We start from the raw sequence: 13,388 nt of genomic DNA on the forward strand, positions 1-13,388 counted from the left end.
AGGGACGCTCAGGCGTCCCTTTTCTGTGTCGTATAGTCAACAATCCATTCTTCAAGTTCTTCAAGCGGTAACGGTCTAGAGAAATAATATCCTTGCATCTCGTCACAGCCGAGTTCGCGTAACGCGTTCCACTGCTCAGGCGTCTCGACGCCTTCGCACACCGTCTTCAAGTTCAAGCCACGTGCCAGATCGACAATCGATTCGACGATGACGTTGCCGGTCGGGTCATTCTCAGTCACTTGAATGAACTGGCGATCGATTTTGATCTCATGAATCGGATAGTGCTTCAAGTAGACGAACGCCGAGAACCCTGTCCCGAAGTCGTCAATCGAGATGGAAAAACCTTCTTCTCGGAATGCAACAAAACGATCGATGACGTGCTTCTGGTTCTCCATCCCGACGCTTTCCGTGATTTCTAAGGTCAAATAACTCGTACTGACCCCTTCTTCCCGTGCGATTTGGGCAAACTTTTCGACGACCCTTTCGGATAAGAAGTGACGCGCCGATAAATTGAGGGCGAGTTCATACCGGTCTCCCCGTTCATGCCAACGTTTGAGTTGGCGACAAGCCGTCACGAACGCCCATTCCTCTAAGTCGATGATGACACCCGTTGATTCGGCAAGCGGAATGAAGTCGAGCGGCGGCACGAGACCTCGCTCTGGGTGATTCCAGCGCATCAACCCTTCAAACCCTTTCAGTTTACCTGAGGAAGCATTCACTTTCGGTTGGAAATACAGTTCAAACTGACCTGATATCACACCAGTACGTAAATTCATCTCTAACAAGAGTCTCTCAGATGCTTCTTGCGCCATGGCCTCTTCAAAAAACTTGATGACCCCACGTTTCTCATCTGATTGACCTGCAACGACACGTGTTGTATGAATCATATCCAAAGTAGATCGACTTTCATGTTCAATGGAGATGAATGCGCTCGTCGTCAGTACAACGTCTAATTCATTGACTCGATATGGCGCACGCGTCACTTGCTCGCATAAATGTTCTGCAAACGAACGTATTTTCCTCCGTTCCCCGTAAGGTACCCAAATGACAAATCCCGATTGCGAGGTACGTGCCATCCTAGATTCATCGATTACTGCTCGTAGTCGTTTCGCCATTTCTTTCACGATCAAATTCGATGTTTCGGTTCCAATCGCATCCTCAATAGACCGAAAATCGTCTGCTCGAATATATAAAACTGCTCCTAAAAACCCTCTCGCTTGTTGACGTAATTGATCGACTTCCTCGACAAATGCATATTTGTTCATCAAACCTGTCAGTTCGTCCGTGTAGGCTAACTGATGAATCCGTTCATCCACAAGCTGCCGGTCAAGCCGGAAGTACAGGATGGCAATAAAATCCGCAAGTGTACTCACAATCAATTCCTCAAGATAGTTCCACTTCCGAGGCAGAAACGTCTCGCAACAAATCACACCTGTGGCACGATTGTTTGCATAAATCGGAGCGTCTAGCATGGAGTACACACGCTTTCCTTCTACAAAGTACTCTTTGTACAAGTCCTTCACCCATGGATGACTGCGAACATCCTCAAACGAAAGGATTCGCTCTGTTTGAAGCGCATCAAAATAGTCAGGCGCGAGTTCACGATGGACCGTCAACTTCGGATGATGTGTCCCTGATTCGTGAGAATAAGCGACTTGACATGAAATAGATCGATGCGATGTATCAAAATGCCAGATCGAGACTGTATCGACTGCCAACATATCGGCGACAATCTCACACATATACAGAATTGCCTCCTGCACCGTTTCTTCCGTTACAATCGGCATCCGTACGAGCGCGAACAGTTTCTCTTGATGCTTACGATATACTCGGTTTGAAAAGTTGTTCTCGATCATCAGTCTGCTACCTCACCCATTTAAATTTGACCTAATGATAGCATGAATCATCCGATACAGCGTTTTCCAAAATTCAACAGAGAGTCAATGCTTGCTTCGTTTTTAAATAAACAAAATTTGAATTTATTCCCATTTATAAATTATTGACCTCCTTTTTAAGAAAGTGGTGTGAATTGACCCTTTGTCCCATTGATTGTCCTTTTCCTCTCACCGTACAATGAACTTGTATTGTTTCACTTGTTGAATTGTTTCGTTCTCACTCTTTGAAAGGATGTGACGCTATGAATCCAAAGTCTGGTCTCACCTATTCATTCGCGGCACTTGCAGCGGTCAGCGTGCTTGCCCACGCAGACGAAGCAGCAGCGGCGAGCACACATACGGTGCGTTCGGGTGATACGTTATGGTCGATCAGTCGGTCCTATGATGTGTCCGTTGCGACGATTAAATCGTTGAACGGTCTCTCTTCCGATAGCATTCGCATCGGTCAAAAACTAAAGCTCACAGGCAGTCCCTCTGCTGCGACAGGTGGTTCCTCGTTAACCACGGCGAGTACGAACCGCGTCACGACGACACACGCATTGAATATGCGCGTCGCGGGCGGAACATGGCATCGCGTCCTCTTGACGATTCCAAAAGGTACGACGCTCACGTCGATTCAATCAAACGGTTCATGGACAAAAGTCAGTTACGGCGGACAGACCGGATGGGTGCATAACGACTATTTGCAAAAGGCATCTATGTCTAGCAGTACCGACAAACCAACAACGGTCACACCGAGCTCGGCTACAGCTCAAACGAAAGCCAACTTGAATCTGCGTTCGTCGAAGTCTACGAAGACGACCGTATTGCTCACGATTCCAAAAGGCAAGACCGTGACCGTCTTATCTGTCGAAGGGTCATGGTCGAAAGTGAAGTACGGGTCGAAAACAGGATATGTCGCCAATACATATTTAACGACATCAGGAGCGGCGACACCGACAACACCGAGTACAGGACAATCGATCAATCAACAATTCACTACGACGGCAAACTTGAACGTTCGACAAGGTGCAGGAGTCGGTTATCCGCTCGTCACGACCATCCCGAACGGAACCGTCGTCAAAGCGACGAAACAGTCGGGCAGCTGGTACTATGTCACGTATAATGGGAAGTCCGGATACGTGAGCGCCGGTTACTTGAAGCAGACGTCCACGACACCGAGCAACCCGGCTCCGAACGAAGGCGATGCCGGTGCTGGTAATGCGGCTGTCGATTATATCGTCAACACACCGTCCTTGAACGTACGTTCGAGCGCATCGACGAGCGCGACCATCATCGGGAGTGTCAAAGCAGGACAGACGTTGCGCGTCGTCCAGTCGTCAAAAGGCTGGCTTCAAATCTATTACGGGAATACGGTAGGATTTGTCGCCTCGGCTTATGTGAAAACCGTTCCGAAAGGTTCGGCAGACGGCCCGTCTTGGGTTGAAGGTTCTTATGATTCGAATTCATATTATACGTACTATCCGACATCGATTCGGTCACAGGCGAACGAGTCGAGTAGCACGGTCGGCTCGACACTTCGGGGAGAACTCTTGAACGTGATCGGAGAGACATCGACCCACTATCGTCTCGCATCAGGATTCGTCGCAAAATCAGCCGTCACTGAAATCAAAGGGCAAAGTGCCCAAGCTACTAGGCTTTCGACCATCGATGTGGCAAAACGCTTCGTCGGCACACCGTACGTATGGGCATCATCAAGCCCGGCAAATGGTGGATTCGATTGCTCAGGACTCATCTATTATGTATTCAATCAATCCGGCGTCAGCATCCCACGGACAAACGTGGCTAATTATTGGGGTGGTGCTTATTTCGGACCTCAATTGCCCAAGTCATTCGTCCCGCAGGCCGGTGACCTCGTCTTCTTCGAAAACACATATACCGCCGGGCCATCGCACATGGGTATCATGATCAATTCCGATACGTTCATCCATGCCGGTTCATCCGGATTAGGATACAACCAAATCAGTAAAGAACCGTATTGGCAGTCACGCTTAATCGGTTATAAACGACCGTGACTTTCGTCACGCTAAAAAACCCGACAAAAGTCGGGTTTTTCTTTCGTTTTGCAGGATTTTTATCGCCTGACCCGAATTCGGAAGTATGATGAAGGAAAAAAGGAGGTGCCGGATGGGCCAACCCCGTTTTGCAAAAATTCCATACCGTACCTACACGATGGTGCTCGCGATTGCTTGTCTCATCGGTGTCCTGTTGTTTGGACTTGGCACGAGTTTTTATTGGCATGAAAAACAAGAAGCCATCGACCAGACGATTACGAATTTGAATCAAGCGGCAGACCTAGCTGGTGTCGAAGCATACGTGTCTCTGTTCGAGGCGGCGACCCGGTATGAGGAGCAGTCGAATCAGACGACATCCTTCCTCTCCACACCGTACAAAGAACGGGCACTCCAATACAATGAGCGTTTATTGAACGACTTTGAGGACGGTGTGAACGAACGGGAACGGGAGACACTCCAGACGTTTTCAAATGAGTTGAATCAAATTCTCGAGGCAGAACAGTTCGAAGCGGTCCCAACGGATGTCATCAGTTCCATCAATCGACGATGGCTATATCAAGCACTCGAGCAAACGAATCAATCGAATGCGGCATACGAACTGACTGATGCCATCATGCGAATGCAATCGATTCTTATGCGGAATCGCGAAGCCTTCTTCCGTAACCCGATTGATGCGGATCAACTCACAAACACCGTGGACATGATTGTCGGCGAAGCGACACTTGTTCAAACCATCATCGAATCGAATGAGACACTGCAATCGAAAGCGGTCATCGACGTAGCAGAAAGCGGGCAGTCCTTTGCGAATATGGCGAATCGCGAGGTGTCTCTAGAAGCTCGTTACGTCAATTCAACGAATGTCTACGAGGACGCCTATGGTGCCCTTCGTTCCATCCGTTCGAGTTCTGAGACGATGCTTCAAGAAGAAAGTAAGTATTATCAAGTCTTAGCCACCACTTCATTCGTGGTGACGTTGCTCTTATCTCTCGGACTCTTATTCCTGCTCTACTATACACGCAATCGTTACAATCACGATTTGGCGCATCTCAAGGCACGCGCACTCGCCATCGACCCGAGCCTAGAACCTGTCGAAGCGATGTTTCCGAAAACACATGATTTTCGAGGGATCGAGGACGAGTTACGTGAGATTGCCACGAGTGTCCATTCGACTGTTCATGAACTTGAAAATCGTTCGCAAGATCTCGTGCGCTATCACGAACGTTGGTCGTCCCTCTTCTCTGAAACGGGACTCGCCATCGCACTGATGGATGACTCGTATAATTTAATTGAGCGCAACGAGATGTTCCGGCAGTTTTTCGGTGACCGGAACTTATATGAGATTAATCAATTGTTCACCGAGACGGGTCGCCGCTTGTTCGAGCAAGCGCTCGAAGGTGTGACTGAACATGGGACGAGTGCCCAGTTCATCATTCATCTGAAAGGGGAACATCTCCGTTATCTGAATGTGAAACTGACGCCACTCAAGCGAGAGGAAAAGTTGACGTATTACCTCATCGTCGAAGATGAGACAGACCGGGTCGAACGGGAACGGAAGGTCGACCGTCTCGTCCGTTTCGACTTGGCGACCAATCTCTATAACGAATACGGTTTTATTCGCAAGTGGGAAAAGCAAGAGATTGACGGTGCATTTGTCCTTATCCGGATTCATGACTATCATCATCTCGTTGATTGGTACGACCCTGCGTATGCTGATCTGCTCATGATTGAGTTTGCGCGAGCCGTCGAGTCCCGTCTTTCGAAATATGCCCAACATCTCTTCGGTCGATACCGAGACGACACGTTTATGCTGTATGTCAAAGGCTTCTCGTACGAGGATGAGCACGAGCTGTTGGAGCTATTCCCGACAGAAGTGACAATCAACCATAAACGTCAAAATGTGCATATTCAAATCGGGGCAACTGAGACGGAATCGACTTACAACGATTGTCTGTTCAAGGCGATGAAGGCGTTACAGCACGCCAAAGAGACACGTACCCCTTCGGTTTGGTATGACTCGGAAATTTTAGCCCAGATGCAACTCGCCGCACTGATTGAACAAGCGCTTCCGGACGCCATCCGAAAAGGAGAATTGACGGTCGCGTATCAACCGCAAGTCGAATTGAAAACCGGTCGCGTCGTCGGCGCGGAAGTGCTCGCTCGTTGGACACATCCTGACATCGGAGTCATCCCACCGAACGAGTTCATTCGCATCGCGGAACGTTCCGATCAAATCTTATGGCTCTCACATAATATTCTCGATCAGACGATTGCCCAGCTCGTCGCATGGCAAGGAACTTCATTTGAAGACATCTCCTTGTCGTTCAACTTGTCGGCCCATTCGGTCGACCCTTCCATCGTGGCGAAGCTCCGGGATTCGATTGAGGTATACCCGTGGCTACCTGACCGATTGAAGATTGAATTGACGGAGTCCTCGGATATCATGTCGTATGCGAGTGAACTCGAACGATTAGAAGACATCTCCGACCTCGGCTATTGCCTATCAATCGACGACTTCGGGACCGGATACGCCTCATTCGAAGCGATTTGGCACCTACCGATTCAAGAAGTGAAAATTGACCGGATGTATGTGAGTGGAAAGGCGAAAGAAAGTACTTCCTTCTTACGTGCCGTCTCTCGCTTTGCGAACGAGCAACAACTGACCGCTCTCGCCGAAGGGATTGAGACCGAAAGCGACCTGTCACGCATGCTTCGTGAAGGGGTCGAACTCGGACAGGGCTTCTACTTCTCACCCGCCCTGGACGCAGCCTCATTCGAATCATGGGTCAACAAAAAGGGACACTCGCATTGAGTGTCCCTTTTTTCAGCGTGAACGAATGTCCTCATATAACTGTCTCGTTTCTTTAACCGAAGACTGATTGAGATAGATTGTTTTGTCTGACCAATCGAGTCGGATCACCGGCTCGACATCACGGTCGATAAAGAGGAGCACATCCTCCCCTGCTTCCGTCCGAAAATGTCCGGTCAGACGTGTTCCCGTATCTGCTCCGTTCGTTCGACGCGCGATATCCGGCAATGTCGTCCATGTCACGTCTGCCACTTCATCAAACGGGACCTCACGACCATAACTGCCTTCAATCACGATCGCTTCATCCGTCACGATCACCTCAGTCGGTTGACTGAACCAAAACATGAGCGCCGGCACACCGACGAGTAAGACGACAGAGACAATGATGATCGGAATGAGACGTTTTTTCCCATCTGGTCTCAAGCGCCCCGCTCCATCGTAGATGTTACCGTCATAGCGTTGCATCCGCCAGAGCATCCCGACAATGAATACCATCAGGACGAGAAAGAACGGTTCGAGCGGGACGTTCCAACCAGACAGTTCGATAAGTGCAATGATGAGAAAAAGTGCACCAATCCCGTAACACATCCAGGCAATCAGTCGCGCCACTTTTTTGATGTCGACCCGCTCCTGTTTTTCTTTCGACATCGTATTATATCCAGAGATCAAGTGATACCAACCGAGCCTGTCAACCGCGAAGCCTAACCCGATGACGATTCCTGCTGCTAGAATGAGAATCCACATATGCCTCGCCTCCTCTCCTTTCTATACGTCATGACCGCTACAGAAGATTCACGTCTCGCAAAAACAGGACCGCCTATATGAGCGGTCCTGAACAGTTTTAGTTTGAAGTCGGTGTGTTCGACGGACGTTGCATCCGTCCGATTCCTTCGTATGACACATCGCCCGGATCGCGTGCAAACTTCCATGCGTTTCGTGCATCGATCAATCGACGCTGGCGCATGCCGTTGAAAGCATCCGGTGCCAAGTTCACGATCTCATCCCATTCTGTGACGAGAATGGCATAATCGGCTCCCTTCAGCGCCTCTTCGACCGTCGTCGCTTGTGGATAGTCCCACGTCGCAATCGGATCATACCCGATGACGTCCACGTTACGGGCCACCATGTGGTGAGCGAGTAGAATCGATGGGGCATCTCGCATATCGTCTGTTCCTGGTTTGAATGCCAAACCAAGGATAGCCACACGCATGTTCGGTTCAACGTTCAATTTTGAGAGCACGTACTCGATTTGCGTCTCATTCACTTTCGTCGCCGCCCGGATGACACGTAGGTCGATCTCGTTTTCACTCGCGACGTGTAGGAGTGCGTTCATGTCTTTCGGGAAGCACGAACCTCCGTACCCGATGCCCGCGTTCAAGAACGAACGCCCAATTCGCGGATCGAGTCCCATCCCGTCCGCAATCGTCGAAATGTCAGCGCCAGCTTGATCGGCTAGACGCGACAAGTCGTTCATGAAGCTGATTTTCGTGGCCAAAAAGGCGTTCGAGGCGTATTTGATGAGTTCTGCATTGATCGGTGTCGTACAGATGAGCGGAACGCCAAGGCGTCCGTAGATTCCTGCCAACTCTTCTGCGACTTCGAGGTTTACACACCCGATGACAACACGGTGTGGTTTCATGACATCTGCGAGCGCGCGTCCTTCTTGTAAAAATTCCGGTACGATCGCAAACGTATGAGAGGGATACATGATGTTCAGTAAGTCTGTCGTGCCGGGCGGGACCGAGCTACGAATGACGATTTTATGCTTCGTGTTTAGTTCCGACAAGACTGCTTCGATATAAGATAAGTCACAGCTTCCATCCGACTTGCTCGGTGTCCCGACCGCAAGAATCAAATAGTCGACCTGCTCCGTATCCGCGATTCGGCTTGTCAGGGTGATCTGGTCGGCGTGCTCTTGCAACACCTCTGCCATGCCTGGTTCATGGAATGGCGGGTGTCCACTCATGAGAAGACGTAGCTTCTCTTCGTCCGCTTCAACCCCGATGACGTGATGACCGGCTTTTGCCAAACCACAAAGTGTAGCCAATCCAACGTATCCTAAACCAATAATTCCAAATTTCACATCAGTTCCTCCTTCAATCATCTTTTATAAGCGTACCGAAACACGCCGAAGAAGTGAAGCTTCTAACACTCTCTCGATGTTCTTTGCTATAATGAGTCAAAATGATGGGTGAAAGGACAAACCGCATGGGCTTAATCGCTTTCTTCTTAGTGACATTGTTCGTTTATTTTTGGCTTCCGGTCCGGGGGGGACTGAAAACCTTTTTGCTAGTCTTGATTATGGTGAGCGGATGGCTCTCCATTTTTGAACTCGTCTCGATTCTCGAAGCCCGTCCATGGGTCATCGCGCCAATTCTGATCATCGTTGGATCGGTGATTTGGAAAGTACAACGCGACCGGAAACGAGAGCTCAAGAAAAGTGTTTGACCTCGGTCAGGCGCTTTTTCTTTTTGTCGTATTCGATAAAGCTTATCAGATTCCTGCATTCATCAAAAAATCCTCGTACGATGGACGAGGATCAGCTTCGGTTTGTATTTAACTTTCTTATTCTGAAATACGAGAGAGATACGTTTCATAACACGCTCTCCATGACGAGCACATCGTCAATTCGATTGAGCTCGAGGAAGCCGTGTCGCATGTAGAAGGTAATCGCTCGTTCGTTCGTCGCTTCGACGTGCAAGTGAATCTTCCGTTTGTTCGTCTGGATCGCTTCTTCGCATAATGCTTCCAGTAAGGCGTGCCCACTACCGGACGGCGCTTCCGGCAACACGCAAATATGGCTGATGAAGACGATGTCCGTATCCATGTAAGCTGCGATTAGCCCGACGAGACGCCCGTCGTTCCAGATTTCATACGACGTCGCCCGTTCGTGCAGCTTCAAAGCGTATGGCCCTAACTCTACCCGCTCCGACAGCTTGGTCGGGAACAGATGATCACACGCTTCAAGATGCGCCACATAATCAGAAACCGTCCCTTGGTCGCGAGTCATCATACATCCTCCAAAATCGCGACACCAAACCCATGTCGCCCAAACTCGTTCCCGTTATAAAGGAGGTAGTGCCGACCGTCCCACTCGAAGACGTGCGGGTAACATTCCATGTCCGCATCCCATCCGTCGGAACTTCGCTCGAATCCGAGTGCCGTATCATCACGCGTCCAGTCCAACAGATTTTCCGAATAGGCGTAACCTAATCGATATCCGCGTAACGGGTCGGTCCGAAAGCCAAAGGTGTCTCGAAAACAAAAAATCATATGGTAGCGTCCGTCCGCTTCGAACACGGTCGGAAGCGCCTGACTCTCGTCCGCGATCGTATCCGAAACGATTCTTCCGTGACGCTTGAACGTCTGTCCATCTTCTGACGTGGCGAGCGCAATCTTATAGGTCCTTTCCTGGACGCCATCCGGACCCTCTTTCCATGTCGTCCCGTAAATGTAATACATATAGTATTGTTCCCGTGTGACCACAAAGGGGTCGCCGACGAGAAACGGTTCCTCGATGCTCGCCGATAATATCGGTCCGTCGCCGAGCCGTTCGAACGTCTCTCCCTCGTTCCGACTGACAGTGAGACCAATCCCCGTTTCGACCGACACAGAGTCTCGACGGCTCCAGCCACTCGTATAGCCATAAAGCCCATCACGCGTCCGCGTGACGTGGAATGGGAAGATCCCGTGTTCGTCGAATGTCCCCCGTTTTCCAAGTGGGATAACCTCATCTATGGACACGTCGATAATGTTGAAATCACGTGTCATGTCCACATATCGGACGTGGCTCTTGAACATGTCACCGTCCGGTTCGCGAGTCGAGAAATAGATGCGCACAAAATCCTCGAAGACGAGCGCCTGAGGGGACTGGGCGAACGAGGAGTACTTCCCGAAAAATCCGTACGGCGCCGGGTCGAAGATGTGTCCGAGTTTCTTCCACTTCATCTCGCTCCCTCCTTGCGCTCCGCGATGCCGAATCCTTCTCGTCCGACTTCATTCCCCAAATAGAGTAAATACCGTTTCCCGTTCAATGTGAACGTATGGGGGTAAGCGACCATCTCGTCATCGAATCCTGATTCGTTCCGCGAGAACTTCATCACGTCATCGTCACGCGTCCAATGGAGGAAATCCGGAGAAGAGGCATATCCGATTCGATAAGTCCGCTCTGGATTCTTCCGATAATCGGTCGCGTCCCGGTAACAGAAAAACATATGATAGCGCCCATCCTCATAAAAGACGTCTGGACTAGCCTGCGCTTCATTGGGAAGTACGCTTTCGATCAAATCGCGTCCCGCCTTCACCCAAGTGACCCCGTCCTTCGACGTGGCCAGCCGAATCTTATACACCGGTTCAGGACGTTCGCCATCCATGACCCACTCTCGTCCGGCGATATAGAACAAGACCCACGTGTCATGGAAACGCCGAATCTTCGGACCGCTCAAGATGAACGGTTCATCGAGTGTATACGATAGGATCGGTCCTGGACCGACACGCTCAAACGAACGTCCGCCGTCTCGACTGATGGCTTTTCCGATATTCACATTAAACGGAACGGACACCGTACGCGTCCAGCCCCCATAATAGGCGTGCACCTCATCCCCAACCTCAATCGCTGAGAACGGATAGACACCAAACTCGTCGAACGTCCCACGTGCACCGAGCTCCAGTATCGGTCGTTCACTCATTCGAAGAATCGAGAAATCCTCTTTTGCGACATCCACATACCCGCTGTGACTGACGTATCGTCCATCGATCGGTTTCGGTCGACAACTGAAGTAGATTCGTAAATAGGTATCGCGTTCCAACACACAAGGTCCTTGTGCGAACGCATCCATCCAGTCGAGTGATGCGTCTCGTTGAGGGCTGAAGAAAAGACGTCGATTGGTCCATTCAAATGATGTATTCAACGTGTTCGTCCCCTTTCCCCTAATTGTTGCGGCATCTATCTCGCCCCATTAGACGAGCGTATAGGCATCGAGTAGTTCACGCATTTTCGTCTTCGAATTGAACATCAAGACATCGATGATGGACAAGTTGGGCGTGAACGGATGACCAAATTGAGCATATTCCACAGCATTCATTTGGATAAAATCAAGCGGCACTCCGGATTCCGCGAAACGCTGTTTGTCATAAAGTTCCTGTCCTCCAATCGCATTGATGTAATGCGATGTACGCAAATGATGACAAATCTCGAGTACCAATTGTTCACACTTCAGCGACTTGTCGTAGTCGAGCGAAGAGGCGACCAATAACTCCGTATCCATCTCGAGATAGTCACGCACTTCCGTCAATAACGTTTCTAGATAAGTGGCGACATTGCGTTCCTCATTTTGAATGATTCGTTCAACCATCGGCATGACGTCGGCATAACTTGGTGCGCGTTGATACGCATGGTGCAATAAGCGCAGTTGATAAGTCTCATGAACTGGATCGAGAATCCGCTCATGCTCACGGATCGTACGATGTTGTGTCATATGATCGATTTTCAGATGGATCGGTTTGATGTGTCCCTCGACCAAAATACGGTTTCGATGAATCCATCCTCGTTTCGCAAATTGCACATGGTCCAAAATAACGAACTGGTCCACCGCGTTCATCAATTGAATATAGCCGAGGTATGGGAAGTAGTACGGCTGCATGATTCCTAATTTCATTTGAGCCGCCTCCTTTAACCGAGCTGGAGCGAGCGCATGCGAATCAACCACTCCATCAAGATTGGATGTCGCACCATCAAGTAGGGACGTAGCCGCTCTCTACCGACAAATCGCTCCACATATTGATCATACCGAGGTGACTTCAGCGCTTGAAAATCTCGTCGAAGTCGATGCAACCCGACCTCGAACGATAAGCGAGAGATTTCGATTTCTTGATGAAATCTGCCATTCGTATAGGAATCGAACGCATCCATCATTCGGATGAACGCCTCGATCCGCTCGATGTCGCGCTCCCTGTTTCGTTGACGCCACTTCGTGGTGACCGACCCGGACACACCGAATCGATATACGCTCATCACCTCAGGCATGTAGTAGGCGTAACCTTGGCTTGCGACGTGCAATTTGAGCGCGCCGTCGAAGGCAGGCGTATCGCCGATCCAATCTAACAGATGGTCTGTCAGTCCATTTCGGTACAGCATGGACATCGTTGGAATGAAGCCGAGTAGCTGTAACTCCCCGGCATGATAGGTCCGCGGTTCCGTCGAGGCATACTTTCTGTTTTCAGGCATCCACGGGATGACGCGCCATCCGGTATGGAGTGTGTCGTCCGTTTCGACATACGCATCATGAAAACAGAGCGTACAGTCCGGATGGGCTTCCATATAGTCGACTTGTTTCTGCAACTTTTGCGGGTCGGTCCAGTAGTCATCCCCGTCACAAAGCGCGATGTACTTGCCACGCGCCCTCTCTTCGTTCAACAGATTCACCAACACACCTTGAGAATATTGGTTTTCCGTTTGATAGATGACCCGAATGAGGTTTGGGTGCTGTTCTTCATATTTACGTACGATGTCTGCCGTCCGATCCGTTGAGGCATCCTCATGAATGAGGATTTCAAATTCAAAATCTGTTTCCTGCATCAAAAATCCTTCAATCGTTTTGGCGATGTACGGTTCGTGGTTATATGTGATGCAGTCGATGCTGACCATCACCATGTCGATCCCCCCTTCCCCGG

Annotated in this window: 11 protein-coding genes; 3 read left to right on the plus strand and 8 right to left on the minus strand. The window is 50.0% G+C overall.

Annotated elements, in window-relative coordinates; all coding sequences use genetic code 11:
* Window positions 1-8: 8 nt before the first annotated feature.
* Entirely contained in the window at window positions 9-1,856 is a 1,848-nt protein-coding gene (locus Q9R25_RS08245) for a sensor domain-containing phosphodiesterase (RefSeq protein WP_311283015.1), read from the minus strand.
* Between the two features lie 281 nt (window positions 1,857-2,137).
* On the opposite strand from Q9R25_RS08245, the gene Q9R25_RS08250 reads away from it, so the two are divergent.
* Window positions 2,138-3,910, plus strand: a complete 1,773-nt coding sequence (locus tag Q9R25_RS08250; RefSeq protein WP_214690509.1) for a C40 family peptidase — start codon at window positions 2,138-2,140, stop codon at window positions 3,908-3,910.
* 112 nt (window positions 3,911-4,022) lie between these two features.
* Window positions 4,023-6,719 (plus strand): EAL domain-containing protein, encoded by a 2,697-nt coding sequence (locus tag Q9R25_RS08255; RefSeq protein ID WP_311283016.1) that lies wholly within the window; start codon window positions 4,023-4,025, stop codon window positions 6,717-6,719.
* Between the two features lie 12 nt (window positions 6,720-6,731).
* Here Q9R25_RS08255 and Q9R25_RS08260 read toward each other — a convergent pair whose 3' ends face one another.
* Window positions 6,732-7,460: a DUF3784 domain-containing protein gene (locus Q9R25_RS08260; RefSeq protein WP_214690507.1), complete on the minus strand. Its 729-nt coding sequence runs from the start codon at window positions 7,458-7,460 to the stop codon at window positions 6,732-6,734.
* A gap of 97 nt (window positions 7,461-7,557) precedes the next feature.
* Window positions 7,558-8,799 (minus strand): UDP-glucose dehydrogenase family protein, encoded by a 1,242-nt coding sequence (locus tag Q9R25_RS08265; RefSeq protein ID WP_159562880.1) that lies wholly within the window; start codon window positions 8,797-8,799, stop codon window positions 7,558-7,560.
* A 104-nt stretch (window positions 8,800-8,903) separates the two neighbouring features.
* Here Q9R25_RS08265 and Q9R25_RS08270 point away from each other — a divergent pair, with 104 nt between their 5' ends.
* The gene (locus Q9R25_RS08270; protein ID WP_031422447.1) at window positions 8,904-9,164 is read left to right on the plus strand and encodes a hypothetical protein; all 261 of its coding nucleotides are present in this window, start codon (window positions 8,904-8,906) and stop codon (window positions 9,162-9,164) included.
* Between the two features lie 145 nt (window positions 9,165-9,309).
* Here Q9R25_RS08270 and Q9R25_RS08275 read toward each other — a convergent pair whose 3' ends face one another.
* The 5 genes from Q9R25_RS08275 to Q9R25_RS08295 are packed head-to-tail and all read right to left on the minus strand — an operon-like array spanning window position 9,310 to window position 13,368.
* Window positions 9,310-9,726 (minus strand): GNAT family N-acetyltransferase, encoded by a 417-nt coding sequence (locus Q9R25_RS08275; protein ID WP_311283017.1) that lies wholly within the window; start codon window positions 9,724-9,726, stop codon window positions 9,310-9,312.
* Window positions 9,726-10,664, minus strand: coding sequence for a glycoside hydrolase family protein (locus Q9R25_RS08280; RefSeq protein ID WP_311283018.1), 939 nt, complete (start codon window positions 10,662-10,664; stop codon window positions 9,726-9,728). The genes Q9R25_RS08275 and Q9R25_RS08280 overlap by 1 nt, the downstream gene beginning before the upstream one ends.
* A complete protein-coding gene (locus Q9R25_RS08285; RefSeq protein ID WP_311283019.1) occupies window positions 10,661-11,626 on the minus strand; it encodes a glycoside hydrolase family protein in 966 nt (321 codons plus the stop codon). The genes Q9R25_RS08280 and Q9R25_RS08285 overlap by 4 nt, the downstream gene beginning before the upstream one ends.
* 48 nt (window positions 11,627-11,674) lie before the next feature.
* Window positions 11,675-12,373: a WbqC family protein gene (locus tag Q9R25_RS08290; RefSeq protein WP_159562884.1), complete on the minus strand. Its 699-nt coding sequence runs from the start codon at window positions 12,371-12,373 to the stop codon at window positions 11,675-11,677.
* 14 nt (window positions 12,374-12,387) lie between these two features.
* A complete protein-coding gene (locus Q9R25_RS08295) occupies window positions 12,388-13,368 on the minus strand; it encodes a glycosyltransferase family 2 protein (RefSeq protein ID WP_214690502.1) in 981 nt (326 codons plus the stop codon).
* Window positions 13,369-13,388: the final 20 nt, after the last annotated feature.

This window comes from Exiguobacterium sp. BG5(2022), assembly GCF_031844365.1.
In the GTDB taxonomy this organism is placed as follows: Bacteria; Bacillota; Bacilli; order Exiguobacteriales; family Exiguobacteriaceae; genus Exiguobacterium; species Exiguobacterium profundum.